Source organism: Bradyrhizobium yuanmingense, from assembly GCF_025200905.1.
Lineage (GTDB): Bacteria > Pseudomonadota > Alphaproteobacteria > Rhizobiales > Xanthobacteraceae > Bradyrhizobium > Bradyrhizobium yuanmingense.
This window is the reverse complement of record NZ_CP104173.1, coordinates 4,942,668-4,968,654: the sequence shown is the minus strand read 5'-3', so window position 1 is coordinate 4,968,654 and position 25,987 is coordinate 4,942,668. Positions and strand designations below refer to the sequence as shown.

Here is a 25,987-nt window from a genome sequence, read left to right as displayed (position 1 = left end):
TCGTCGTGAGCGGCGCGCCGCGGCTACCACACGCTTCGACCGCCATCCATCACCAGGTTCTGCCCGGTCATGTAGCTCGAGGCATCCGAGCACAGGAACTGCACCGCGGCGCGGTACTCGTCGACCTCGGCCATGCGGCCCATCGGGATCAGGCGCGTCAGTCGCTCGACGAAGGCCGGATCCTGGTTGTTGAAGACCCCGCCCGGCGAGATCGCGTTGACGCGGACGCCGTGATCGGCCCAGTACGTCGCCAGATACTTCGTCAGCCCGATCAAGCCGTGCTTGATCACGGAGTAGGTCACCGGCTTCACCGGCTGCTCCTCCTCGCGCGTCACCTGCGGTTGGCGATAGAGCCGCTGGTCCGGCGCGATCACGCCGAGATCGGAGGCGATGTTGAGGATCACACCGCGGCCCCGCGATGCCATCGCGCCGCCGAACACCTGCGCGCACAGCATCGCGCCGGTGAGGCCCACGGCGATCTCGGTCTGCCATTGCGGTACCGGAAACGCCTCGAAGCGGGAGGAATGCATCACGCCCGGTGCGGAGGTCACCTTGGGATCGATGGCCGCGTTGTTGACGAGGATGTCGACGGAGACGCCGCGGCCGGAAAGCTGCTCGTGCGCAGCGCGCACCGAATCGAGTGTGGTGACGTCGATCGCAAGCGCGATCAGGTCGGCGGACGGCGCATTCTGCTTGAGCGTGGCAACGGCGGCTTCGGCCTGCGCAAGCCCGACGTCGGTCACGACGACGCGCGCCCCCGCCTCGGAGAGCGCGGCGACATGCTGCCGGCCGAGCAGGCCGCCTGCACCGGTCACGAGAGCGGTACGGCCGGTCAGGTCATAGCGTGAGGACGGGCTTGCCATCGGGAGCTCCTGTTCAGCCGCGCAATTGGCCGCCGTCGGCGACCATGACGCTGCCGGTAATGAACGCCGCGCGCGGCGAGGCGAGGAATGCGACGAGGTCGGCGACCTCTTCCGGCTTGCCGAGCCGGCGCAGCGCCACCTCGCGAACAAGCATGTCCTCGACCGCGGCCCTGTTCTCGGCGAGCTTGCGCGCCCAGGTGCCGTCGGCGGCGAGGATGTTGCCGGGCGCGACCGCATTGATGCGGATGCCTTCGAGCGCCAGCGGGCGTGCCAGCCCGCGCACGGTGGCGTTCAGCGCCGCCTTCGCGGCATAGTAGGTGACGGGTGCGCCCAGCGCCGCCATGCCGGCGATCGAGGAGATACAGACGATCGACCGGTCGCCGCTGCCGCGCGCCATCAGCGGCCGTGCGGCCTCGATCATGTTGGTCGTGGCGAAGAAATTGAGATCCATCACCCGCGACCATTCCGCTGCATTCTCCTGCCCGGGCGGCACGGAAGCGCCGCTGCCGACGTTGCAAACGAGAATGTCGAGGCGTCCCCACTGCCGTTCGACCTCGTTCAGCAGCCCCGCTGCGGCAGCCGGATCGGTGACATCGGCCACGTGAACCGACGTGCTGCCGCCGACCGTAGCCCGCGCGGCATCGAGCGCATCTGCGCCGCGCGCCGCAAGCGCGACCCTGGCGCCTTCTGCGGCGAGCGTCGTCGCGATCGCGAGCCCGATGCCGCGGCTGGCGCCGGTGACGAGCGCGACGCGATCATCCAGCTCGAGCCTCATCGCGCGGCATCCTCGATCCAGCGAACCGTCATGTCGCGATATGTCGCCAGCGCGCCGGCGTGATCGCCGTCGCCGGCCCGCGCAGTTTGCAGGATGTACTGTCCCTTGTAGCCTGAGTGTTCGATCAGCCGGATCGTCTTGGCGAGATCAGCGTTGCCGGTGCCGAGCGGCACGGTGGTGCCGCCGCGCACGCGGTCCTTGACATGGACGTTGAGAATGCGGGGCGCGTAGGCCTCGATCTCCTCGGCGCTGTCGTAGCCCAGCGAGGCGCTGTTGCCGCTGTCGTAGTTGATGCCGAAGACCTCCGCCGGAAACGCCTCCATGAAGCGGGCGAGGTCGCGCGGCGGCAGATCGGACTCGAAGACGATCTTGACGTTCTGTCTCACGAGCTGCTCGCGGCGGGCGATCAGCACCCGCTTGAGCGTGTCGCTCTCGCTCTCGCGCTCGATCTTGCCGTTGTCGACCAGCGGGACCACGATGAACGCGATGCCGATGCGGCTGCAGGCGGCAATCAGGAGATCGAGATCGTTGACGAGGGCATCGCGCACGACCGCATCGACCTTCCAGAACGGCGCTTGCATGAAGCAATCGCCGGTCAGGCTCGGGATGCGCACGCCATTTTCGCGTGCCAGCGTCAGAATCTCCTGTTGTCCCGGCTCGGTCATCAGCGGGTTCTCGCGCAGCCGCTCCTGGTCGATGGTCCATTCCATCCGCGTCAGGCCGAGCGCCTTGGCGCGGGGAAATTCCTCGCGCCATTCGTTCCACGGGAACGCCTGGATCTTGCCGTCGACCAGGGCCGACAGGCGTCCCTGCATGAAGCCGATGCGTTCGAGCGTTGCGGTCACGATGTGCTATCCGAACTGATGGCGAGGCCCTTGGCGATCCAGCCGCCGTCGACAAAGATCTCCTGGCCGGTCACATAGGCGGAGGCTTCCGACGCGAGAAAGACGGCGGCACCCACCATGTCGGCGGGTTGCCCCCAGCGGCCGAGCATGGTGTGGCGGCGCCGATCCTCGTGCATGACGGGGTCGGCATAGCTCTTCGCGGTCATCTCGGTCGCGACGTAGCCCGGCGCAAGTGCGTTGACGCGGATGCCGTCCGGTGCGTAGTCGGCGGCGAGTGCGCGGGTCAAGCCGGCAAGCCCCGCCTTTGCCGCGACGTAACCGGGATTGCCGGGAAAGCCACGCACCGAATTGATGCTGGTGACGTTGACGATCGCCGCCGAGCCCGCGTTCTTCAGGAGCGGATAGGCGGCGAGGATGGTGGCGTAGACGCCGGTGAGATCGGTTGCGACCGTGGCACGGAAGCGTGCGAGCTCGCTTTCGCCGCCTTGGGCCGGAAGACTGATGCCGGCGGCGTTCACGAGTGCGTCGATCCGATTGCCTTTTGCCGCAATGGCGCGGAATGCGCCTTCGATCGCGCTGTCGTCGGAGAGGTCGCAGGCCATGGCGGTGACGCCCTGCGGCGCGGTTCCGGACCGGCTGAGGCCGAACACGGTGGCTCCGGCATCCTTGAGGCCGCTCGCGATCGCCGCGCCAATGCCGCGCGAGGCGCCGGTGACCACCGCGATCTTGCCTGCGAGCGAGAAGGCGCTGAGATCAGGCATAGCCGTAACTGCGCATGATGGCGGCGCAAAGCTTGACGTCCTCGGGCCGGTCGATCTGGAACATCTTGTGACGATCCATGACGTGGAAGCCGATCTTGCCGCCGAGACGATTGTTCTGCTCGCGCAGGAGGGATGGGATCAGGACGTAGAACGAGCCGTTCTCGAGGTAGCGCTTCTCGATCTGCTGGCGCATGCGGCGGTTGCGATAGTCGTAATTGATCGGCTCCGGGCCGTTCGCGCCGATCCGCCAGTTGAAGTAGTCCTCGACCTCGCAAACCGACAGCAGGCTGTCGAGATGGTCGCGATCGAAGGTCTCAAGTGCGTTCTCGATGTCGCCGGGCTCGCGGATCGGCGATGTGGCCTGAAGCGCGACCACGCGCTCGAACCGGCCCAGTCGCGCCTCGGTCGCATCGAGGGCATGCAGCCAGGCGGATTCGGAGGAGGCGAGGTCGCCCGAAATGTCGTCCGGACGCCGCACGCCGACGGCGCCGGCGGCCTCGGCCGCGGCGAGGATCGCCTCGCTGTCCGACGAGACCGCCACGACGTCGACGCCGCGCGCCGCGCGGGCCTGTTCGACCGTCCAGGCGATCAGGGGCTTGCCGCAGAGATCGAGCAGGTTCTTGTGCGGGATGCCCTTGGAGCCGCCGCGCGCGGCGATCACGGCCAGCGTCTTGCGCGCCATCAGATGTGTCCCTCCAGACGCTCGAGCGCGGTCCAGAAGCCTTCGCCCATGTTCTTGTGACCCTGCCATATTTCGGGAATGAACGATGCCGTCGGTGCATGCTTGCGCAACACCTGTCCGATCTCGTCGAAATCGATCTCGCCTTCGCCGATCTGAAGACCTTCGCCGTCGAGGCCCTTGGCGTCGCCGAAATGCAGATGCGCGGTGTGCGGCCCGAGCTGGGCGAGGCCCTGCGCGAAGTCGAAGCCGAAATGATTGGCGGCGAGCTTGGTGTGGGAGATATCGACGCACATGCGCAAATCATGCTTGGCGCAGAACGCGGCCGATTCCTCCGGGAAGATGAAGATGTTCTGGTGGCGCTGGCCGCCGAAATGCCAGGGAAACGGCGCCATGGTCTGCGGCGTCAGCTCGACACCCTCCATGTCGAGCTCGGTCAAGCTCTGCGCAAAGATGCGGTAGCGCTCGGCTTTCTCCTCCGGCGGCAGCGGCTCGTCCATGGTGAAGCCGCCGATATTGGCGACGATGGGCGGACGCTTGGTCTTGGGGAAGAATTTCTTCAGGCCGCGGGTGATGTCGATCACCGCCTGAGTCTGCTCCAGCGAGTAGCGCCGCAGCGCCTCGTCGGGCGTTGCGAGGTCCATCAGCTTGGAGCCGGCAAACAGCTCCGGCGCATGCACCACGAAACCGAGATCATAGGTGCCCGACAGATAGGCCGCCGGATCGCGCTCCATGTCGCTGTAGCTGAGATGGAATTCGATGATGTCGGGCTCGCAGATTTCCAAGAAGCGTTCGGTATCGTGATAGCGTACCGGCACGCCCCAGGGGCGGTCGAAGCGGTAGCGCCGCGCCTTCGCGGCGCCTTCATTGAGGTCGCTCTGGAAGAAATAGTCGTCGGCCGCCATCGTTCGCGTCAGCTTGCGGCCGAGCAGCGCCGGCATCTTCAGCGGCGACAGGCCCTGTCCCGGGCTCTTCACGGCGATGTCGCTTTCGGAGATCACGGTGCCGGCCGACAGGTCGCGCGCGGCCACCAGGCTCTTGGCGAGGTTTTCGCGGTTGATCAGCTCACCCTGGCTCAGCGCGCGCTCGGCGAGCTTCTCGCCGCGGGCCGCTTCCACCTCGCGAATGCCGGAGACGAGTGCCTTGAATTCCTCCGGCTCGAGACTTGCGGCATGGTCGGGACCTTCCATCTCGCGATCGAGCGTGATGTGGCGTTCGATGACGACGGCGCCGAGCGCGACGGCGGCCGTCGAAACGGCAATGCCGCGCTCGTGGCCGGAATAGCCGACGACCGGATGGATCTCGCGCAGCGTTTCCATGAAACGCAAATGAATGTTGTGGAGCGCGGCCGGGTAGGTGCTCTGGCAATGCAGCAGCACGTAGCTGGCATTCCGGTCGTCGAGGAACTTCGCCGCGGCCTTGATCTCGTCCGTCGTGCTCATGCCGGTCGAGACGATCAACGTCTTGCCGGTGGCGGTGAGGCGGGCGAGCAGCGGCAGATTGGTGAGGTCGGCGGACGCGACCTTGTAGGCCTCCACGCCGAAGCCTTCGAGCACGGCGACGCTCTTGGCGTCCCAGGGCGTGCAGAGGTACTCGATGCCCTTGGCTGCGCAATATTCGGCGATCTTCTTCTGCTGTGCGGTCGGCAGCTCGAAGCGGCGCAGAAGATCGAGCGTATATTCGACGGCGAGGTCGTCGTCTTTCCCGGACAGGCTCGAGGCGCGATAGACCTCGTCGAGCTTGCGCATCTGGAATTTGGCGCAATCAGCTCCGGCGGCGACCGCGGCATCGACCAGCGCAATGGCGCGGTCGAAGTCGCCATTATGGTTGTTGCCGATCTCGGCGATGACGTAGCAGGGTTCGCCATCGCCCAGAAGACGGTTGCCGATGCGGACCGGAGCAGGCTGTTTGGGCGATGTCATCAACATTCTCGTCTCATATGCGTCATGCTAGCTGGGCGGGAACACGGGACTTCCACGTCCGCAGCCCGTTCTCCTCGAACATGATGCGCGAACAGCTGTGCCCCTGCTGTTCCAGCGCCGCGATCAGCTGATAGCGCTCGAACGGGCGGACGAAGAACATGAAGTAACCGCCGCCGCCCGCGCCAAGCAACTTGCCGCCGACCGCGCCATGCTGCTTGGCAAAATCATAGATCGCGTCGATCGCGTCCGACGAGATCTTGGAGCTCAGCTTCCGCTTGGCGTGCCAGGCCTCGTCGATCAGCCGGCCGCATTCCAGCAGTTGACCGCGCAGCAGATGCCGCCTGATGTCGCGCGTCACTTCCTTCTGCTTGGCAGCTGCGGCCACCGCGTCGCTGGTCTCGTGCTGAGCCTTCTGGTCGCGATGAATGGCGCCGGAATCGCGCCCCGAGCCGACGTAGCAGAGCACCAGGCTCTCCTCGAGCTCGGCGATGATGTTGGGATCGAGGCGAAGCGGCACGATGGTGTTCTGGTCGGAGAAGAATTCCATGTGATTGAATCCGCCGAACACGGTGGCGTACTGATCCTGCCAGCCGCCGGGGATGTTGAGCATCAGCCGCTCGGCCTGGAAGGCCATCTCCGCGATCTCGTGGCGGTCCCACTGGTCGCTGCGAAATTCGTTGAAGCAGCCGATGATCGCCGACGAAACCACCGCGGAGCCGCCGAGGCCGGAACCGACCGGGAAGTCGGCGGACACTTCGAGCTCGAAGCCGTAAGTCGGCTTGATCAGGCGCACGACCGACTTGATCAGTGCGAGATCTCCGCCCGTTCCGAGCTCGGTGAGATTGTCGGCCGCGACCGTGCGGCGGAAGTCGTGCGAGTAGATACGGATGCTGGGATCGCTCCGGCGCCGCAACGTCGCGTGAGCGTACATCTTGATCGTGGCGCTGATGACCGCGCCGCCGTCATTCGCCACGAAGTAGTGCGTCAGGTCGGTGCCGCCGCCGGAGAAGCTGATCCGCACCGGCGAGCGGGCGCGCGCGAACACCTCGCTCTCTTCCGACAGGTTGAACAGTTCGCGGCTGAACACGTCGACCAGCCGTCCCTCGCCATCGAGGATCGGCACGACGTGGACGCGCTGGTCGAGCAGCTTGAGGATCTGCTCGCGTGGCCCGCCGGTCGGTGCCCAGACGAATTTGCGGTTGATGCAGGACACAACCCGGTCTTGGATCGTGATACCGGTGAGCATGCGCCTGCGGATGTCGCCGTCCGTTACGGCGCCGACGATTCGCCCACTCGCGTCTTGCGCGAACAGGATGCCGAGCATGTTCGCGTTCAGGCGCCGGAAGGCTTCCTCAATGGTCTCCGTCTCGGCGATCGTGACGAGGGTTCGGTCAAGCACGTTTGGGGTCCAGAAAGGGCCGATTCCGGCCATATCGCAGCGTGGTCTGGTAATACGGGAGCAGCCCGGACGATGCAAGGTTCCTGCGCCCGGCGGCATCGCAGCCATGGCCCGAAGGTCGGGCTCTACGCTCGTCATCTTCGTCGTGCCGCGAGTTCGTTCCGCGCTCCCGCATTCGCGGAGGGATGTGCTCAGCCCCGGCAATGACCTGCTGTCGAAATCGAGCTGAGGTTAGCGCTCGTCCACGATGATCTTGCCGTCATTCGGCAGCGTGCCGGGACCGACCAGCTCGACGGCTCCTCCGAGCTTCGTTATCGCGCGCAAGCTGGCCGCGATGTCGTCGCGTAGCGAGTCGCTAGGGGGCGCAGCTTCCGCTCTCAACGTCATGGCGTCGGTCTCGCCTTGGCGCGTGACGATGAGGCGAAGTCTTCCGAGCCCCGCGTGGCGCTTGCCGATCTCGGCGATCTGCTCGGGACGGACGAACATGCCCTTGATCTTGGTGGTCTGGTCGGCGCGGCCCATCCAGCCCTTGATGCGCATGTTGGTGCGCCCGCACGGGCTCGTGCCGGGCAGGGCCGCGGTGAGGTCGCCGAGCGCGAGCCGGATCCAGGGATGGTGCGGGTCGAGCGAAGTCACGACAATCTCGCCGACGTCACCTGGTGCGACCGGATCGCCAGTGCCGGGCTTGACGATCTCCAGGATCAGGTCCTCGTTCACGACCATGCCTTCGCGGGCCTCGGTCTCGAAGGCGATGAGGCCGAGATCGGCGGTGCCGAAGGCCTGGTAGGCATCGATGCCGCGCCCCTTGATCTCGGCCTGGAGCGAGGGCGGAAACGCTGCGCCCGAGACCAGCGCGCGCTTGATCGAGGAAACGTCACGCCCCGAGCTTGCGGCGGCATCGAGCAGGATCTTCAAGAAGTCCGGCGTGCCGCTGTAGCCGACCGGCCGGTAGGCCTCGATCAGCTCGAACTGCTGCTCTGTGTTGCCGGGGCCGGCGGGGATCACCGCGCACCCTAGCGCCCGCGCCGACGCATCGAAGATGAATCCCCCGGGGGTGAGATGGTAGCTGAAGGTATTGAGGACGATGTCGTCGGGGCGGAACCCGGCTGCGAACAGCGCCCTTGCGCCGCGCCAGGGATCGGCTTGTCGCCCTTCCGGCTCGAAGATCGGACCGGGGGAGGTGAACAGGCGGGCGAACGAGCCAGGCGCCGCCGCCACGAAGCCTCCGAAGGGCGCGGAGGCCTTGTGCAGGGCGGGCAGTTCCGACTTGCGCAACACCGGCAAATCCGCCAGAGCCGCCCTGGAGGTCACGGCGGCGGGATCGAAGCCTTTCAGCCGCTCGGCATAGGCCGGGGCGGCCATCGCGGCTCGCAGCACCTCCGGCAGGCGGGCGAACAGGTCGGCCTCGCGCGCGGCTTGCTCACGCGTCTCGCGGGCGTCGTAATGGGCGGTCATGGCTGTTCTTTCCGTGTTGGCATCCGTTGCGCGCCGCCACCGGCATGGCTATCAGACCGCCAGTGGCGAGGCTTGAAAGGGACCCGATGGCGGACGAAGGAATCATTGCGGCGGACGAGGCGTCGAACGTCGTCGCACGCCTGAAGCGCCGTATGATCGACGAGGCGCTGCCGCTGTGGTCGACGGTCGGCTGGGATCACGCTGCGGGCGGCTTCATCGACCGGCTGCACCGCGACGGTGCGGCGGATGCCGCCGCGCCCCGGCGCGTGTTCGTGCAGGCCCGCCAGATCTGGTGCTACGCCAAGGCGGCACAGATGGGCTGGTATCCCGAGGGGCGCGCGATTGCGCTGAAGGGGCTGGAGCACCTGCTGGCCAAAGCGAAGGCGCCCGATGGCCGGCCCGGCTATGTGCACCGGCTGACGCCGGACGGTTCGGTGCTGGATGCCCGGCGTGATGCCTATGACCACGCCTTCATCCTGTTTGCGCTCGCCAGCGTCTATGCGCTCGACCAGGATGCGCAGGTCCGCGCCGAGATCGATGCGCTGCTTGCCTTCCTCGACGGCCACCTGCGCTCGCCGCATGGCGGCGTTCACGAAGGCCTTCCGGTCTCGCTGCCGCGCCGGCAGAACCCGCATATGCATCTGTTCGAGGCGATGATCGCGTGCTTCGAGGCGACCCACGATCTGTCGTTCCAGAACCGTGCCGGAGAATTCTTCGCATTGTTCCTCGCCAACCTCTACGACAAGCAGAGGCACGTATTGTCGGAATATTTCGAGGAGGACTGGTCGAAGATCGAGCCGGTCAGCGTCGAGCCGGGTCACCAGGCGGAATGGGTCTGGCTGCTGAAGAGTTTTGAACGCATCACGGGATGCCCGACCAGCCAGCGGCGTGCGGAATTGCTGGAGACCTCGCTGCGCTATCGTGACGAGGCGACGGGCTGCCTCGTCGACGAGGGCGATGCAAGCGGCAGCATCCGCCGCAGCACGCGCCGGCTGTGGCCGCAAACCGAGATCGCGAAGGCGTGGATCGCGCAGGCCGAATCCGGCGAGGCGGGTGCGGCGGACGAGGCGCGCGCGGCGCTGGTGCGGCTCGAACGGCATTATCTCAGCCATCCCGTCAAGGGCGGCTGGTACGACCAGTTCGATCGCGACGGCAAATCGCTGATCGACACCATTCCTGCGTCGTCGTTCTATCATGTTCTCTGCGCGGTCACGGAAGCCGAGCAGGTGCTCGGCTAGGCTCCTTGTGGATCACAGCCAGCGCTTGCGCCGCTTGAAGCTCTTGAGGTTCTTGAAGCTCTTGCGCTGGTCGCCGGCGCCGCCGAGGTAGAATTCCTTGACGTCCTCATTGTCACGCAATGCGTCGGCGCTGCCGTCGAGCACGACCTTGCCCTGCTCCATGATGTAGCCGTGGCTCGCCACGGAGAGCGCAGCGCGTGCATTCTGCTCGACCAGCAGGATGGTGACGCCGAGATCGCGGTTGATCTTCTGGATGATCGAGAACACCTCTTTCACCAGCAGCGGCGAGAGGCCCATCGAAGGCTCGTCCATCAGGATCATCTTCGGGCGCGCCATCAGCGCGCGGCCGATTGCGAGCATCTGCTGCTCTCCGCCGGAGAGATAACCGGCAAGGCCGGTGCGCTCCTTCAAGCGCGGGAAATAGCTGAAGACCATGTCGAGGTCGGCGTCGACCTCGCGGTCCCGGCGCGTGAAGGCGCCGAGCTTGAGATTCTCGAGCGAGGTCATGTCGGCGACGATGCGCCGGCCCTCCATCACCTGGAAGATGCCGCGGCGGACGATCTTGTCGGGATCGATGCCGTTGATCCGCTCGCCCTCGAACAGGATCTCGCCGCGCGTCACCTCGCCGTCCTCGGTCTTGAGCAGCCCCGAGATTGCCTTGAGCGTCGTCGACTTGCCGGCGCCGTTGGCCCCGAGCAGCGCTACGATCGCGCCCTTGGGCACGTCGAGGCTGAGGCCGCGCAGCACCAGGATCACATCGTCATAGACGACCTCGATGTTGCGCACGGCGAGGAGGGGAGCGGACTCCACGGCGGTTGGCTTGGCGCGGGATGCTTCGAGGGTGTCGGTCATGCTTCAAAACTCCGCTGTCATCGCCCGGCTTGACCGGGCGACCCAGTATTCCAGAGGCGCCTGAGATTCATCGAGAAGCCGCAGCGTACTGGATCCCCCGCCCGGGTGCGCAATTGCGCACAACGCGAGGGATGACAGTGTTCGCGTGGTGAAAGCCGGGCTCACCACCCCAGCCATTCCGGCTTGCGCGGCAGCTCGACGGTCTTGACCTTCTCGAGCTTGATCGTGCCGTTGGCCATCAGGTCGTTCAGGTCGGCATTGGTCGAACCGGAGACCTTGGTGCGATAGAGATCGACCTTGAGGGTGCCGCGATGGTCCTTGTTGGTCCAGGTCGAGGGATTGCAGACGCCGTCCATGCCGGCCGGCACCCAGTCCTTCTTCTGGTAGAAGCCCTTGGCGACGTTCTCACCGGTGGCACCTCCGTTCTTGGCGGCCCAGTCGAGCGCTTCCCTGGCGTAGAGAGCGCTACAGACGCCTGCGATATAGTGCACCGGTCGATAGGCCTTGCCGCTTGCATCCGATATTTTCGAGATTTCCATCACCGTCTTCATGCCTGGCGCGTTGCCGCCCCAGGTTACGGCCGTGCGTAGCGGGAAGACGACGCCGTCGGCGGCGTCAGCCGCGGTCTTGGCGGCGTTCTCGTCCATGCCCCAGACATTGCCGAGGAACTGCACGTCCACGCCGGCGGTCTTGCAGGCCTTGAGCACGGAGATGTTCGAGGCTGCGGTGTTGCCGAGATAGGCGTAGTTGGCGCCGGAGCTCTTCAGGCTGAGGCATTGCGCGGAGTAATCGCCGGGCGTCAGCGCGAACACGATCGGCGGCAGCACTTCGAAGCCGAGCTCATTGGCGATCGCCTCGCCGGCGGCCTTCGGCGCGTTCGGGTACGGATGATTGCCGCCCATATGGACGAATTTCGGCTTACCGCTCTTGCCCTTGGCCTTCCAGTCTTCCGCCGCCCAGGTCACCAATGCCCGCATCGCGTCCGAATAGCTCGGGCCGTAGAAGAAGTTGTAGGGCGCGGGTTTGGCCTTGCCGCTCACGCCTTCCGGATCGGTCAGCGCCGCCGCGTAGGAGGCGGAGATATAGGGAATCTTGTCCTGCGCAACAAAGCCGGTCAGCGCTTCGGTATCTGCGGTACCCCAGCCCATGATCGTTGCAACCTTGCCATCCGGCGCCGACCACTTCTTGTAGAGCGCGATCGCGCGCGGCACCTGATAGCCGTAGTCGTTGGTATCGAGGTTGACCTGCTTGCCGCTGATACCGCCGTTCTTGTTGATCCAGGCAAAGGTGTCGGCGACGGCCTGGCCGTAGGGCGTGCCAACGTCCGACGTCGCACCGGAGTAGTCGGCGAGATGGCCGACGGCGATCTGGGCCTGCGCACTGGCCGCAAAACCAGCGATCGCAAACGCGAGCGACGCGGTGCTTAAAAGCGATTTGGTCTTCATGGGTTGGTTCCTCCTGTTATCGTTTAAGTGAAGTAGCCGTGCTCAATGCGAGAACGGGTAGAGTTTCCAATACGCCTTGATCTGTCGCCAGCGATGCGCGAGCCCATCGGGCTCGAACATCAGGAATGCGATGATGATCACCCCGATCGCGATCTCGCGCAGAAAGGTGATGTTGGTGTTGAGCGAGAGCGCCTTGTCGATCGCGCCGCCCTTCAAATGATGGCTGATGAACTCCATCGCCTCGGGCAGCAGCACCACGAAGGCGGTGCCCATCAGCGTGCCCATGATCGAGCCGGTGCCGCCGATGATGATCATGGCCAGGAACAGTATTGAGCGCTCGATGCCGAAGCCTTCCTGGGAGACCACGAGCTGATAGTGCGCGTAGAGCGCGCCCGCGATGCCGGCGAAGAAGGCGGCGAGACCGAACGACAGCGTGCGGTACCTGGTGAGGTTGATGCCCATGATCTCGGCGGAGAGATAATGGTCGCGGATCGCCACCAGCGCGCGGCCATCGCGCGTGCGCATCAGGTTGGTGACGAGGATGTAGCTCAAGAGCACATAGGCCAGCACGACGTAGAAATATTGCCGGTCGCCCCGCAGCGTGTAGCCGAAGATCGAGAACGGCTCGGCGCTCGCCGGCACCGAGCCGCCGGAGAACCACTCGGCGCGCGAGAAGAAGTCGAGCAGGATGTATTGCGCGGCCAGCGTTGCAATGACGAGGTAGAGTCCCTTCAGCCGCGCCGCGGGGATGCCGAAGATCAACCCAACCAGCGCCGTCACGAGTCCCGCGAGCGGGATCGCGAAGAACACCGGGATCGGCGCATTATTGGAGATGTAGGCCGAGGTGAAGGCGCCGAGCAGGAAGAAGGCCGCGTGTCCGATCGAGATCTGGCCGGTGAAGCCGACCAGGATATTGAGGCCGAGCGCCGCGATCGAGAAGATGCCGATCTGGATCAAAATGCTGAGCCAGTAGCCGCTGAAGAGTTGCGGCGCGAGGCAGAGCAGCGCGACGCCCAGAATCGCGAAGTTGCGGCTGGTGGTGGTCGGGAAGATCGTGGTGTCCGCGGCGTAAGTGGTGCGGAAATCACCAGCGGGAATGAGGGCAGGGCCGGCCATGGATCAGATCCGCTCGATGTCGTGGGTGCCGAACAGGCCGTAGGGCTTGATCATCAGCACGATGATGAGAACGTAGAACGGCGCGATCTCGTAGAGATTGCCCCAGTGCAGATACTCGCTGTCGACATATTGGGCGACGTTCTCCAAAAGCCCGATGATGATGCCGCCGAGCACCGCGCCGCCGACGGAATCGAGCCCGCCGAGGATCGCCGCCGGAAACACCTTGATGCCGTAGGCAGCAAGGCCCGAGGACACGCCATTGACGACGGCGACGACGACGCCGGCGACCGCCGAGACGGTCGCCGAGATCGCCCAGGCCATCGCGAACACGCTCTTGACGGAAATGCCGAGCGACTGCGCCACCTGCTGGTTGAACGCGGTGGCGCGCATCGCAAGGCCGTACTTCGACGCGCGGAAGAACCAGGCCATGCCGATCATCATCGCGACCGACACCACGAGGCTCATGACGTAGACGGTCTGGATCTGCAGTCCGAACAGGTCGACCGACTGGCTCTCGAACACGCGCGGGAACGGCTGCGGATTGACGCCGAACATCCATTTCAGCGTCGCCTGCAGCACGGTGGAGAGGCCGATCGTCACCATGATCACCGAGATGATGGGCTCGCCGATCATCGGCCGCAGGATCAGCACCTGCACCGCGATGCCGAACACGAACATGAACACCAGCGTGATCGGCATGCCGATCCAGAACGGCACCTGGTATTTCGCCAGCAAGGCCCAGCACACCCAGGCGCCGACCAGCAGCAATTCACCTTGCGCGAAGTTGACGACCTGCGTCGCCTTGTAGATCAGCACGAACGACATCGCGACTACGCCATAGAGCGTGCCGACCACGAGGCCGTTGACCAGGAGCTGGATGAGGAAGGCGGTGTTCATGTTGGGTGACTCAGCCCGTCATTGCCGGGCTTGACCCGGCAATCCATCGATGAGGAAGGAAGACTGTTCGGAAGAGGATGGATGTGCGGGTCAAGCCCGCGCATGACGAGGATCTGTATCACTCCGCAGCCTCCGCCATGTGCCCGTGCCCGCCGAGGTCCACCACGCGCAGCGTCGTTCGCACCCGCTGCGTGGTGCCGTCCTGGAAGCGGATCACGGTGTCGACGGGGATGTCGGAATCGCCGCGGTAGATGGCATCGATGATGCCGGCGTATTTCTCGTTGATGACGCCGCGGCGCACCTTTCGCGTCCGGGTGAGCTCGCCGTCGTCGGCGTCGAGCTCCTTGTAGAGCAGCAGGAAGCGCGAGATGCGCTGGGCCGGCGGCAGCGTGGCGTTGACGGTCTCGACCTCCTTCTGCAGCAGCGCGTAGACCTCCGGCCGTGAGGCGAGGTCGCTGTAGGTCGTGAAGGAGAGGCGGTTCTTTTCCGCCCATTTCGAGATGATGGAGTAGCGGATGCAGATCATTGCCGCGAGCGCGTCGCGGCCGGCCCCAAGCACCACGGCTTCGGCGATATAGGGCGAGAATTTCAGCTTGTTCTCGATGAATTGCGGCGAGAAGCGCTCGCCGCGGGAGGTCTCGGCGAGATCCTTGATGCGGTCGATCACGACGAGCTGGTGGTTGGCGTTGAAATAGCCGGCGTCGCCCGAGCACATCCAGCCGTCCTTGATGTCGGCGACGCTGGCCTCGGGGTTCTTGTAGTAGCCGAGGAACATGTTGGGGTGCCGCACGACGATCTCGCCGACGCCGTGGACGTCGGCATTGTCGATACGGATCTCGACATTGTCGGCCATCGGTACGCCGGTGGTATCAGGATCGACCTTGCCCTCGGGATGCAGCGTGTAGGCCCCGAGCAGCTCGGTCTGACCGTAGAGCGTGCGCAGCGGCACGCCCATGGCCTGGAAGAACTTGAAGGTGTCAGGCCCGAGCGCCGCGCCGCCGGTCGCGGCCGAGCGCAACCGGGTGAAGCCGAGGCGATCGCGCAGCGCGCGAAACAGGATCGCATCGGCAAAGCCGGAGCGTTTGCCCTGTTCCAGCGCGGCGAGTCCCGACTTCATGCCGATGTCGAACAGGCGCTGCTTGAAGGGCGTTGCGTCCATCACCCTGGCACGGACGTCCGCGGCAATGGATTCCCAGACCCGAGGGGCGAACAGTACGAAGGTCGGTGCGATCTCGCGCAGATCATTCATCATCGTGTCGGGCTCTTCGACGAAATTGATCTTCATCCGGCAGAGCAGACCTTTGCCGAGCACGTAGACCTGTTCCATGATCCAGGGCAGCGGCAGCACCGAGACATATTCGTCGTCGGGACCCTTGGGGTCGAAGGCGAGATAGGTCGCGCAATGGCCGAGCACGCGGCCGGCGGCGAGCATCGCGAGTTTCGGATGCGAGGTGGTGCCGGACGTGGTGCAGAGGATCGCGACGTCCTCGCCCTGGGTGGCATCGACCAGCTTGTCGTAGAGCTCCGGCTCGCGCGCGGCGCGGGCACGGCCAAGCGCGGCAAACTTCTCCGCCGACATCAGACGCGGGTCGTCGTATTTTCGCATCCCGCGCGGATCGGAATAGATGATGTGCTTCAGCTTCGGCACGCGCTCGGCGAGGATGAGCAGCTTGTCGACTTGCTCCTCGTCCTCGGCGAAGACTAGCTGCGCCTCGCCATAGTTGAGGAGATAGGAGGCTTCCTCGTCCAGCACGTCGCGATAGAGCCCGAGGCTGAGGCCGCCAATGGCGTGTGTCGCCACTTCCGCCGCGATCCAGTCTGGCCGATTGTCGCCGATAATGCCGATGACATCGCCGCGGCCGAGCCCGAGTTCGACGAGCCCGAGCGCGAAATCGCGCACGCGGGCCTGATAGTCGTTCCAGGTGAAGATGCGCCAGAGCCCGAGATCCTTCTCGCGCATTGCGATCTCGTTGCCGTGCTCCCTGGCATTGAGCCGGAGCATCTTCGGATAGGTGTCGGCCTGCGCGACGCGGCCCGCATAATCCATCATGCCGCGCTCTCCTGCGCCGGAGAGGCATCATCGGGATCGACAAGCACCTCGTCCTCTTCGCCGAGATAGGCACGCCTGACGTGCGGATCGGCGAGCACTTTCGCCGGATCGCCCTCGGCGATCTTCTTGCCGAAATCCAGCACCATGACGCGATGCGAGATATCCATCACCACGCCCATGTCGTGCTCGATCATCACCACCGTCATCCCGAACTCCTCGTTGAGATCGACGATGTAGCGGGCCATGTCTTCCTTCTCCTCGAAATTCATGCCGGCCATCGGTTCGTCGAGGAGGATCAGGCGCGGCTCCAGCGCCATAGCGCGGGCGAGCTCCACGCGCTTGCGCAGGCCGTAGGGGAGGGTGCCGGCGGTGGCCTTGCGCACCGGCTGCAGATCGAGGAAGTCGATGATCTCTTCCACCTTGCGACGGTGCTCGAGCTCCTCCTTGCGCGCGCCGGTGAGCCAGTACAGCGAGCCCGTGAGGAAATTGTTCTTCAAGAGGTGATGGCGGCCGACCATGATGTTGTCGAGCACGCTCATGTGGTGGAATAGCGCGAGATTCTGGAAGGTGCGGCCGACGCCGAGTGAGGCGCGGGCATTCGGCGTCAAGCCGGTGATGTCGCGGTCCTGATAGAACAGCTGGCCTTCGGTCGGCTTATAGCGACCGGAAATACAGTTCACGATCGAGGTCTTGCCGGCGCCGTTGGGGCCGATGATCGAGAACAGCTCGCCTTCCCTGATGGCGAAGCTGACGTCGGTCAGCGCGCGGACGCCGCCGAATCGTAAGGACACGCCGCGCACTTCGAGACTGGTAGCCACCAAACGAATCCCTCCCGGTGATGGCGCTTGATTGGCGCTCTTCCGTTCCTGTCAGGCGATCCTAGTACGGTCGTGCCGGCCAGACCATGCAGCTATTGGTCTCGACCGCACCAGCGCCACCTTCGTTCCCGTGAGGGATCAAAAGCCGCATCGCCCGAGGTGGTCCTCAATAGGGGAAAGCGCTATTTTGAAATGTCTCCGGCCTGACAATTCTGCGACAAAGTTGTCGGGCCGAGCGGGTCTTCATCTTTCGTCGGATGGATGGCCGAAGCGATTCTGTTGCAGTGCAACAGGAGCATGGGGTGACTGAACGGTGCGGCTGGCTTCGAGATCATGATTTCAGAGGATCATCTGAAGCGCATTGCCGCCTGGTCGCGTGAGCTCACACCAGCCGAGATCGAGGTCGCGCGCGCCGGAATTACGGAACGGTCCTACGGCACCGGCGAGAGCGTGTTCATGCGCGGTGATATTTTTGCCTATTGGGCCGGCATGGTGGGCGGCCTTGCCCGTATGGGCGGGGTCTCGCGCGACGGCAAGGAGACCAGCCTTGCCGGGCTGACGGCAGGGGCCTGGTTCGGCGAGGGCAGCGTGCTCAAGAACGAGCCGCGCCGCTACGACGTGGTCGCGCTGCGCGACAGCCGCATCGCGCTGATGGAACGCAGCGCCTTCATGTGGCTGTTCGAGAACAGCGTCGGCTTCAACCGCTTCCTGGTGCGCCAGCTCAACGAGCGGCTGGGCCAGTTCATCGGCATGCTCGAGGTCAACCGCACGCTCGATGCCACCGCGCGCCTCGCCCGCAGCATCGCCTCGCTGTTCAACCCGATCCTCTATCCGGAATCGACCGCGCATCTGGAGATCACCCAGGAGGAGATCGGCGCGCTCTCCGGCATGTCCCGCCAGAACGCCAACCGCGCGCTGAACCGGCTGGAGAAGGAGGGGCTGCTGCGGCTGGAATATGGCGGGGTCACGATCCTCGATATCGCGCGGCTCGGGAGCTACGGGGAGGAGCGATGATCTGCGCATTCCCGGTGCTTCCGTGCTCATAGAGTTCGACCATCGCGCGTCGGACTCGCCTTACGTCGAGCGGGTATGGCGCAGCCGGAGCCGGCGTGGCGGCTCGTTCCTGTCGATGGCCGAGGGAAATATCGAGCTTGTGGTCACCAGGCTCCCGGAGCTTCTGGCGGTGACGCTCCGAGGGCCGGTCACCCGCGGGACACTCGTCGAATGTCCCGCGAGCGGCGAATGGCTCGCGATCCGGTTTCGGCTGGGAACCTACCTGCCGGAGATACCGACGAGCGCACTGATCGACCATCAAAACATGCAGTTGCCGGTGCTGCCCAACGGCCGTTTTCTGTTTTCGGGTCTGAGCTGGGACATTCCAGGCTATGACGATGCGGAAAGTCTCGTCGCTCGCATGGCGCGCGCGGGTGTCATCGCACGCAGCCACGCGACCGATGCTGCGATCGACGGCGACGTCGACTGGATGAGCCGGCGTTCGGTTCAGCGCCACTTTCGCCGCGTTACGGGCATGACGTTCAGCAGCCATCAGCAGATCGAGCGGGCGCGTCGCGCCGCGGTCTTGCTGGTGAGCGGCAGCTCCGTTCTCGACGCGACATCGGGCGCCGGCTATTTCGATCAGGCCCATCTTACCCGCTCGGTCAGGCAACTGATCGGCATGACGCCTGCGCGCCTCTCGCGCGAGCGGCCGCAATTGTCGTTTTCATACAAGACGACTACGTCCTGATCGCAATATGCCTGGATCGCTCCGGCCGCGCTGGTGGAGCAAACATCGGAGGAGCGCTGCGGTGAGTTTTAAGGCCTATCTCGACAATATCCAGGCCAAGACCGGCAAGAGCCCGGACCAGTTTCGCAAATGGGGCAAGGACCGGGGTTTTTCGACCGGGGCGGGATTGGCCGCCGGCGTGAAAGCGGGTGCCATCGTGGCCGCGCTCAAGGACGAGTTCGGCCTTGGCCATGGCCATGCGATGGCCATCGTCGCGCTTCTCAAGGGGAAGGCGTCGTAGGTGATGACGATGTCCAAGTCGAGACATGTGGCCGGCTCCGTCATGAGCGGGCTCGTGATTGCCTTCATGCTGTTTGATGCCGGGATGAAGCTCGTCCCGCTGGACGTCGTGATCAACGCGACCGCCGAGCTCGGCTATCCCCCGTCGGCCGATCTGGCCCGCGCGCTGGGCGTGGTGGCGCTGGCCTGCACCGCGCTCTACGGCCTCCCGCGAACGGCCGTGCTCGGTGCGATCCTGCTGACCGCCTATATGGGCGGCACGGTGGCTGTTCACTTGCGGGTCGGCAACCCGCTCTTCAGCCATATGCTGTTCGGCGTCTATCTTGCTGGTCTTGCCTGGGGCGGTCTCTATTTGCGCGATTCGCGGGTGGCGGCGTTGCTTCCTCTGAGATCGCCGCCGGTGGAGGTCTGACGTCGTTACGGGGACGCCGTCATCGCGCATTGGCCGGCGCGTGCGCCGGCCACAGATCGGCGCGCCAGCGGATCGCGATTGCCACCATCGCGACGAATCCTGCGCCGGCATAAAGCGAGCCCGTCGCGGAATAGCCGATGACGTCGATCAGGCTGCCGGCCGCGAGCAGTCCGATCGGCAAGCCATAGATCACCATCATGCGCACGCCCATGACACGGCCGCGCAGGTGTGCGCTCGCGGTGCGCATCAGGATGACGGCAGCCGAGATCATCGACATGCTCTGGGCGATACCGGCGAGGACGAGGCAGGCCATCGCCACCGGCATCGTCCTGACCTCGACGAAGACCAGCAGCATTGCGTACCAGGCCAGCGTTGCGCCGATCAGGAGCCGGGCAATGCGTACGCCACTGACCAGGCTGAGCGTGATGGAGCCGATTAGCGAGCCGACGGCGAAGCTCGCCGAGAGATATCCGAGGCCGGTCTGATCAGTGTGAAAGATCTCCCGCGCGATGTAGGGCAACAATCCGCCCGTGAAAGGAAATGCGGTGAGATTCGCCAGAAAAGCGACGCACAGCGCCGCGCGCATTGCCGGCCCGTTCCAGGCATAGACGATCCCCTCTTTGAGGTCGCCAAGCAGCCGCGAAACGGTGTGGCTGCTTGCGGGAAGATCGCTCGTGGTGACGGTCCTTTTCGGCTGGGTCAGGCAGAGCATGAGAAGCGCTGCCGTGAAGTAAAGGCAGGCGATCGCCACATAAACGAGGCCGATACCGAGCACGGCGAACAGCCCGGCCCCCGTCAACGCTCCGGCAATGCGCGCGCTGTCCTGGGTCGTGCGCGCAACACTGATGGCGCCCACCAGCTGCTCGGCCGGCATGATATCGGCGAGCAGCGCGCCGCGAACGCCGAGATCGGAGGGGCGGATCAAGCCCATGATCGTGACGATGATCATGACGCTCAGCGGCGACAGATGACCGCTCAGCGCGAGGACCATGATGGTCGACGACAGCGCCGCATAGGCAAGGCGCATGACAACCAGGAGATCGCGATGGCCGATCCGGTCGCCGATCATGCCGAACACGGGCGCGACCAATGTTCCGACGAACTGGAGTGAAGCCAGCAGCGTGAGCAGCAGCACCGAGCCGGTCTCGACGATGACGTACCAGCCGAGCACCAGCGTCTCGACCTCGAAGGCCCAGGAGGTGAGCAGATCGGACGGCCACTGGAAGCGGTAGTTGCGGATGCGGAATGGCGCGAGCGCCGAAGGTCGTGCAGTGGCGCTCACGACGCGATGACGCGTGTCACGGCGATTTCCTTAACCTTGTTGTTTCTTCTTGCTGTGGCGCAACCTAACGCTGGCGATGCCGGTGTCAATCGCAGTCGCCGCAGGCCGCCCCCGCGCTCGGCTCTTACCTCGCCGCGCTGGCCGCTTTCCTGTCGGCCAACGCACTTGCCATGGCCGAGATCAGAGGACGCATGAAATAGGCTTCGTCGGCGGGCGAGACGTCCGCGCGCAAGCCATGCGCTGCTAGCTCGCCGGAAACGGCCGGGCCGACCGATGCGATCAGCGTGCGTTCGAGACCTGCGCGCAGCTTCGTCTCGCTGCCGCGCGCCTTGGCAACCTCGATCAGCCGGCGGACCTGGCCGAGATTGGTCAGGGCGATCGAGTCGATGCGTCCCTCTGCCATGTCGTCAATGGCGGCGACGATGTTGGCATCGGCAGCCTTGGAATCGTAGACGTAGGGCAGCACCGTATCGACGTCGGCGCCTTGCGCGGCCAGCGCGCCGGTCAGCGCGCTATGATCCTTGTCGGGATAGAGCTGCAGACCGAGGCGCCGCCCCTTCAGGTCGAGTCTGGCCAGCATCTCGATCACGCCTTCGGTGGTCGGCTTCTCCGTGGTCTGCTGCGTCTCGAGGCCGATCTCGCGCAGCGCCTTGCCCGGCTTCGGGCCTCGGGTGAACTTGCGCGCCTGGGCGAGCGCCGCGACAAGGGCAGCGTCGAGCCCGCGGGCGCGGGCGAGCTTCATGATGCGGCGCATGCCTTCGCCGGTCATCAGCACGAGATCGTCAAAGGGCTTGTCGATGGCACGGCGAATCCAGGCCTCGACTGGAGCCGGGTCCGGCGCATCATGGATGGTGAACATCGGGCATTGCACGACCTCGGCGCCTTGCTCGGCCAGAAGCTTGGAAAACTGCGCCTCCTCGCGCGTTTCCAGGATCAGGATGCGGTAGCCGTTCAAGCGGTCGGCCATGGGTATGCTCCGTTGAGAATTCGCAATTGTCCGTTCATCCTGACTCCGCGGTTGGGATTGGCGCAAGGGCGGGTCGGTGCTAGAGCAGGGCGCAATCCGCTGGATCGTTCCGCTGCACAAACCTTCATCAAGAGCCGAGCCTTGCCCGACCATCAATACGTCCTGACCCTGTCCTGTCCGGATCGCCCAGGCATCGTCTCGGCGGTCTCGACGTTTCTCGCTCATAACGGACAGAACATCCTCGACGCCCAGCAGTTCGACGACGTCGAGACCAAGAAGTTCTTCATGCGGGTGGTGTTCACAGCGGCCGATCTTGCCGTGGAACTCGCGGCACTGCAGACCGGCTTCGCCGCGATCGCCGAGCGTTTCGGCATGGAATGGCAGATGCGCGACCGCGCTGCGCATCGCAAGGTGATGCTGCTGGTGTCGAAGTCCGATCACTGCCTGGTCGACATCCTCTATCGCTGGCGAACCGGCGAATTGCCGATGATTCCGACCGCGATCGTCTCCAATCACCCGCGCGAGGTCTATGCCGGGCTCGATTTCGGCGGCATCCCCTTCCACCATTTGCCCGTCACCAAGGAGACCAAGCGCGAGCAGGAGACACAGATCATGGACCTCGTCGGCAAGACGAAGACCGATCTGGTGGTGCTCGCCCGTTACATGCAGATCCTGTCCGACGATCTCTCGGCAAAGCTGTCGGGGCGCTGCATCAACATCCACCACTCATTCCTGCCGGGCTTCAAGGGTGCCAAGCCCTATCACCAGGCCCATGAGCGCGGCGTCAAGCTGATCGGCGCCACCGCGCATTACGTCACGCGCGACCTCGACGAGGGCCCGATCATCGACCAGGACGTCGAGCGCATCAGCCATCGCGACACGCCGGAAGATCTGGTCCGCAAAGGCCGTGACATCGAGCGCCGCGTGTTGGCCCGGGCCATCCGCTACCATCTCGACGACCGCGTCATCCTCAACGGCCGCAAGACCGTGGTGTTCGTGGATTAGCGAATGGGGGACGAATGGTGAGTGGAGGGGGAGCGCGTCCTATTCGCTACTCCCTGTTCGCCATTCGCTTCCTCAGCGCCCCGCGCCAGCCGACGTCGTCCCCGTCGCGCCCTTCTGGGCCTGTTCTTCCTTCTCGCGATCGGTCGCCGGCATCAGCCGCTTGCGCTCGCGCTCCTTCATGTAGGCATCGTATTGCGGCGTGCCGGGCCGCGGCGGCGCATCAGCGGGCAGGCCGCCGGCCCATTGCGGGACGTAGTCGCCCATCCCGGCGGAGAGCTTCTCGTTGACCGTCCCGCAGCCTGCGAGATTGAGCAGGGCGAGTGCGGCGGCGATCGAAAGCGAGCGAGAACGCATGAATATCTCTGGTCGTGCCCCCGACGGGGCGCGGATGGTGGAGCGCCATAGGCGTTAGCGGCAACCATATCTCTCAATAGGTAAAATTGGCCTATTCGAGGGAGGGCAAAGCTGTATACAGAGAAGGTATTATAATAGGCATATTTTGGACTTGATGAGGTCGCCGCTGTTGGTACGGTATACACCGGGTATTTGTCATTGGACGGATCGTAGGACGGGCATGCCACGGACGCACTTAAGGTGTCCGGATTCTGCAAATGAGAGACTGAATCCTCCATCCCCGGTGTGGTGCGGCCCTCGTAGGGTGGCAAAGCCATCGCCCTCCGGCCCAGTGTCACAGGGCTTTTTCGTTGACAGGACCATTTCATTTGTACAATCGTACAAATAGCTCTCCGCCGTTGTTGAGGCAGATTGCGCGGCTTGCGCCGAATGGTCGCCCAACGTTCGATTGACAACGGGGTTACAGAGGACGCCATGTGGCCGCACGGCATGGCTTGTCCGTGAGTGAAGCGCGGCAAGGACCGGGTACTCGGTCCGCCGCACAAGAGGTGAGGAATGAAGGGGAGGGACATCTGATGTTCGAACGCAGGATTTTTTTACGCACCGCAGCGGTCGTTGCGATCGCGGGCCTCGCGGCCGTCGCGCCTGCCAAGGCGCAAGACACGGTCAAGATCGGGCTGATCCTGCCGATGACCGGCGGCCAGGCCTCGACCGGCAAGCAGATCGAGAACGCGATCAAGCTCTACATGCAGCAGAAGGGCGACACCGTCGCCGGCAAGAAGATCGAAATCATCGTCAAGGACGACGCGGCGATCCCGGATAAGACCAAGACTGCCGCGCAGGAGCTGATCGTCAACGACAAGGTCAACTTCATCGCCGGCTTCGGCGTGACGCCGGCCGCGCTCGCCGCCGCGCCGCTGGCTACCCAGGCCAAGATTCCTGAAGTCGTGATGGCGGCCGGCACCTCCATTATCACCGAACGTTCGCCCTATATCGTGCGCACCAGCTTCACGCTGGCGCAGTCCTCGACCATCATCGGCGATTGGGCGGTGAAGAACGGCATCAAGAAGGTCGCGACGCTGACCTCGGACTACGCGCCGGGCAATGACGCCCTCAACTTCTTCAAGCAACATTTTACGGCCGGCGGCGGTGAGGTGGTCGAAGAAGTCAAGGTGCCGCTGCAGAACCCCGACTTCGCTCCGTTCCTGCAGCGCATGAAGGACGCAAAGCCGGACGCGATCTTCGTGTTCGTGCCGGCGGGCCAGGGCGGCAACTTCATGAAGCAATATGCCGAGCGTGGCCTCGACAAGGCCGGCATCAAGGTGATCGGGCCGGGCGACGTCACCGACGACGATCTGCTCAACAACATGGGCGACGCCGTGCTCGGCACGGTCACCGCGCATCTCTATTCCGCGGCGCACCCCTCGCAGATGAACAAGGATTTCGTCGCGGCCTACAAGAAGGCCTTCGGCAACCGTCCGGGCTTCATGGCCGTGGGCGGCTATGACGGCATCCACCTGATCTACGAGGCGCTGAAGAAGACAGGTGGCGACACCAACGGCGACAAGCTGATCGAGGCCATGAAGGGCCAGAAGTGGGAGAGCCCGCGCGGTCCGATCTCGATCGACCCCGAGACCCGCGACATCGTGCAGAACATCTACATCCGCAAGGTCGAGAAAGTGGATGGCGAACTCTACAATGTCGAGTTCGCGACCTTCGAGGCTGTCAAAGATCTCGGCAAGACCAAGAAGTGACGCGCGAAAGCGCGTCATCCCGGGCTCTCCTCACCTCTCCCGCCTGCCCTGCGGGAGAGGTCGACGCGGAGCGCCGGGTGAGGGTTCTCTCGTCGTCGGGAATCCTCCAAGTGGAAAGACCCTCTCCCCAACCCTCTCCCGCAAGCGGGAGAGGGAGTGCAGCACGGCCCTTGGCCACACTTGAGATGACCCTCGACTGCTGATGACCGCAATCCTCACCAACCTGTTCGATGGCGTCGCTTACGGCATGCTGCTGTTCGTGCTCGCCTGCGGGCTCGCGGTCACGCTGGGCCTGATGAACTTCGTCAATCTCGCCCACGGCGCCTTCGCGATGGCGGGGGGCTATATCTGCATGGTGCTGGTCAACCGGATGGGTTGGCCGTTCTTCGCCGCTTTGCCGCTCGCTTTCGTCTCCTCGGCTGCGATCGGCATCGCGCTCGAACGGACGCTGTACCGTCATCTCTACGCCCGCAGCCACCTCGACCAGGTGCTGTTCACGATCGGCCTGACCTTCATGTCGGTGGCAGCCGTCGATTACATCCAGGGATCCTCGCGCGTCTTCATCAATTTGCCCGCCGCGCTCCAAGGCCAGTTCGATCTGTTCGGCGTCGGCATCGGCCGCTACCGGCTGATGATCATCGTGATCTGCGGCCTGCTGACCATCGCGCTTCAAATGGTGCTGGCGAAGACGCGTTTCGGCAGCCGCCTGCGGGCGGCGGTCGATGACCCCCGCGCCGCGAGCGGTCTCGGCATCAACGTGCCGCAGGTATTCGCCTTCACATTTGCCTTCGGTTGCGGGCTCGCCGGCCTCGGCGGCGCGCTCAGCGCCGAGATCCTCGGCCTCGATCCGTATTTCCCGCTGAAGTTCATGATCTACTTCCTGATCGTGGTCACCGTCGGCGGCTCCTCCTCGATAACGGGCCCGTTCCTCGCCTCGCTGCTGCTCGGCATCGGCGACGTCGCCGGCAAATATTACGTGCCGAAGATGGGCCCCTTCGTGATCTACACCATCATGATCGTGATCCTGATCTGGCGCCCGAACGGCCTGTTCGGCCGCACGGCCGCGCGTTGAGTT

Annotated in this window: 25 protein-coding genes; 8 read left to right on the top strand and 17 right to left on the bottom strand. The window is 64.7% G+C overall.

Translation table 11 applies throughout. From position 1 onward, the window contains the following. Positions 1 to 23 precede the first annotated feature (23 nt). The 8 genes from N2605_RS23505 to N2605_RS23470 form a co-directional block, all read right to left on the bottom strand. The gene (locus N2605_RS23505; protein WP_225150603.1) at positions 24 to 863 is read right to left on the bottom strand and encodes an SDR family oxidoreductase; all 840 of its coding nucleotides are present in this window, start codon (positions 861 to 863) and stop codon (positions 24 to 26) included. A gap of 13 nt (positions 864 to 876) precedes the next feature. Continuing rightward, entirely contained in the window at positions 877 to 1,638 is a 762-nt protein-coding gene (locus N2605_RS23500; protein WP_036029860.1) for an SDR family NAD(P)-dependent oxidoreductase, read from the bottom strand. After that, the gene (locus N2605_RS23495) at positions 1,635 to 2,483 is read right to left on the bottom strand and encodes a sugar phosphate isomerase/epimerase family protein (protein ID WP_225150604.1); all 849 of its coding nucleotides are present in this window, start codon (positions 2,481 to 2,483) and stop codon (positions 1,635 to 1,637) included. Before N2605_RS23495 ends, N2605_RS23500 begins: the two co-directional genes overlap by 4 nt. Next, entirely contained in the window at positions 2,480 to 3,244 is a 765-nt protein-coding gene (locus N2605_RS23490) for an SDR family oxidoreductase (RefSeq protein ID WP_225150605.1), read from the bottom strand. Before N2605_RS23490 ends, N2605_RS23495 begins: the two co-directional genes overlap by 4 nt. Then, positions 3,237 to 3,926 carry an acylneuraminate cytidylyltransferase family protein gene (locus N2605_RS23485; protein ID WP_036007390.1) on the bottom strand — a complete coding sequence of 230 codons (690 nt, stop codon included), beginning with the start codon at positions 3,924 to 3,926 and terminating at the stop codon, positions 3,237 to 3,239. The genes N2605_RS23490 and N2605_RS23485 overlap by 8 nt, the downstream gene beginning before the upstream one ends. Continuing rightward, a complete protein-coding gene (locus tag N2605_RS23480; RefSeq protein WP_225111908.1) occupies positions 3,926 to 5,845 on the bottom strand; it encodes an N-acetylneuraminate synthase family protein in 1,920 nt (639 codons plus the stop codon). The genes N2605_RS23485 and N2605_RS23480 overlap by 1 nt, the downstream gene beginning before the upstream one ends. 22 nt (positions 5,846 to 5,867) lie before the next feature. Continuing rightward, the gene (locus tag N2605_RS23475) at positions 5,868 to 7,244 is read right to left on the bottom strand and encodes a GHMP family kinase ATP-binding protein (protein ID WP_225148264.1); all 1,377 of its coding nucleotides are present in this window, start codon (positions 7,242 to 7,244) and stop codon (positions 5,868 to 5,870) included. Between the two features lie 231 nt (positions 7,245 to 7,475). Beyond that, the gene (locus N2605_RS23470) at positions 7,476 to 8,699 is read right to left on the bottom strand and encodes a phenylacetate--CoA ligase family protein (protein WP_225148265.1); all 1,224 of its coding nucleotides are present in this window, start codon (positions 8,697 to 8,699) and stop codon (positions 7,476 to 7,478) included. Positions 8,700 to 8,785: 86 nt separating this feature from the next. Here N2605_RS23470 and N2605_RS23465 point away from each other — a divergent pair, with 86 nt between their 5' ends. Then, complete coding sequence (locus tag N2605_RS23465) at positions 8,786 to 9,937, top strand: AGE family epimerase/isomerase (RefSeq protein WP_225148266.1); 1,152 nt, start codon at positions 8,786 to 8,788, stop codon at positions 9,935 to 9,937. A 12-nt stretch (positions 9,938 to 9,949) separates the two neighbouring features. On the opposite strand, the gene N2605_RS23460 is transcribed toward N2605_RS23465, so the two are convergent. From N2605_RS23460 to N2605_RS23435, 6 genes are all read right to left on the bottom strand, one after another. Continuing rightward, positions 9,950 to 10,789 carry an ABC transporter ATP-binding protein gene (locus N2605_RS23460; RefSeq protein WP_225111905.1) on the bottom strand — a complete coding sequence of 280 codons (840 nt, stop codon included), beginning with the start codon at positions 10,787 to 10,789 and terminating at the stop codon, positions 9,950 to 9,952. 161 nt (positions 10,790 to 10,950) lie between these two features. Next, entirely contained in the window at positions 10,951 to 12,234 is a 1,284-nt protein-coding gene (locus tag N2605_RS23455) for an ABC transporter substrate-binding protein (protein ID WP_225148267.1), read from the bottom strand. Between the two features lie 42 nt (positions 12,235 to 12,276). After that, entirely contained in the window at positions 12,277 to 13,350 is a 1,074-nt protein-coding gene (locus tag N2605_RS23450; RefSeq protein ID WP_036015700.1) for a branched-chain amino acid ABC transporter permease, read from the bottom strand. A gap of 3 nt (positions 13,351 to 13,353) precedes the next feature. Further along, positions 13,354 to 14,247, bottom strand: a complete 894-nt coding sequence (locus tag N2605_RS23445; RefSeq protein WP_036029874.1) for a branched-chain amino acid ABC transporter permease — start codon at positions 14,245 to 14,247, stop codon at positions 13,354 to 13,356. 118 nt (positions 14,248 to 14,365) lie between these two features. Beyond that, on the bottom strand, positions 14,366 to 16,297 hold the full coding sequence (locus N2605_RS23440; protein WP_225148268.1) for a long-chain fatty acid--CoA ligase: 1,932 nt from the start codon (positions 16,295 to 16,297) through the stop codon (positions 14,366 to 14,368). Beyond that, a complete protein-coding gene (locus N2605_RS23435) occupies positions 16,294 to 17,115 on the bottom strand; it encodes an ABC transporter ATP-binding protein (protein WP_225148269.1) in 822 nt (273 codons plus the stop codon). Before N2605_RS23435 ends, N2605_RS23440 begins: the two co-directional genes overlap by 4 nt. Positions 17,116 to 17,448: 333 nt before the next feature. On the opposite strand from N2605_RS23435, the gene N2605_RS23430 reads away from it, so the two are divergent. The 4 genes from N2605_RS23430 (at position 17,449) to N2605_RS23415 (ending at position 19,550) form a co-directional block, all read left to right on the top strand. After that, positions 17,449 to 18,129 (top strand): Crp/Fnr family transcriptional regulator, encoded by a 681-nt coding sequence (locus tag N2605_RS23430; protein ID WP_036015705.1) that lies wholly within the window; start codon positions 17,449 to 17,451, stop codon positions 18,127 to 18,129. Positions 18,130 to 18,151: 22 nt separating this feature from the next. Further along, the gene (locus N2605_RS23425) at positions 18,152 to 18,859 is read left to right on the top strand and encodes a helix-turn-helix domain-containing protein (RefSeq protein ID WP_225148270.1); all 708 of its coding nucleotides are present in this window, start codon (positions 18,152 to 18,154) and stop codon (positions 18,857 to 18,859) included. A 61-nt stretch (positions 18,860 to 18,920) separates the two neighbouring features. Beyond that, on the top strand, positions 18,921 to 19,139 hold the full coding sequence (locus N2605_RS23420) for a DUF4287 domain-containing protein (protein WP_036015710.1): 219 nt from the start codon (positions 18,921 to 18,923) through the stop codon (positions 19,137 to 19,139). Positions 19,140 to 19,148: 9 nt separating this feature from the next. After that, complete coding sequence (locus tag N2605_RS23415; protein ID WP_370058344.1) at positions 19,149 to 19,550, top strand: DoxX family protein; 402 nt, start codon at positions 19,149 to 19,151, stop codon at positions 19,548 to 19,550. Between the two features lie 19 nt (positions 19,551 to 19,569). Here the strand turns inward: N2605_RS23415 and N2605_RS23410 are convergent, their stop codons facing one another. Together N2605_RS23410 and N2605_RS23405 are read right to left on the bottom strand one after the other, a co-directional pair. Beyond that, on the bottom strand, positions 19,570 to 20,832 hold the full coding sequence (locus N2605_RS23410) for an MFS transporter (RefSeq protein WP_109143118.1): 1,263 nt from the start codon (positions 20,830 to 20,832) through the stop codon (positions 19,570 to 19,572). Positions 20,833 to 20,956: 124 nt separating this feature from the next. Continuing rightward, a complete protein-coding gene (locus tag N2605_RS23405) occupies positions 20,957 to 21,799 on the bottom strand; it encodes a uroporphyrinogen-III synthase (RefSeq protein ID WP_260343301.1) in 843 nt (280 codons plus the stop codon). Between the two features lie 141 nt (positions 21,800 to 21,940). Here N2605_RS23405 and purU point away from each other — a divergent pair, with 141 nt between their 5' ends. Beyond that, entirely contained in the window at positions 21,941 to 22,804 is an 864-nt protein-coding gene (purU, locus tag N2605_RS23400) for a formyltetrahydrofolate deformylase (protein WP_036015720.1), read from the top strand. A 72-nt stretch (positions 22,805 to 22,876) separates the two neighbouring features. Here purU and N2605_RS23395 read toward each other — a convergent pair whose 3' ends face one another. Further along, positions 22,877 to 23,158, bottom strand: a complete 282-nt coding sequence (locus N2605_RS23395; RefSeq protein WP_036015722.1) for a hypothetical protein — start codon at positions 23,156 to 23,158, stop codon at positions 22,877 to 22,879. 575 nt (positions 23,159 to 23,733) lie between these two features. Between N2605_RS23395 and N2605_RS23390 the strand changes: the two genes are divergently transcribed. Continuing rightward, the gene (locus tag N2605_RS23390) at positions 23,734 to 24,912 is read left to right on the top strand and encodes an ABC transporter substrate-binding protein (RefSeq protein ID WP_036015725.1); all 1,179 of its coding nucleotides are present in this window, start codon (positions 23,734 to 23,736) and stop codon (positions 24,910 to 24,912) included. 202 nt (positions 24,913 to 25,114) lie between these two features. Then, positions 25,115 to 25,984: a branched-chain amino acid ABC transporter permease gene (locus N2605_RS23385; protein WP_036015727.1), complete on the top strand. Its 870-nt coding sequence runs from the start codon at positions 25,115 to 25,117 to the stop codon at positions 25,982 to 25,984. The last annotated feature ends 3 nt before the right edge of the window (positions 25,985 to 25,987 follow it).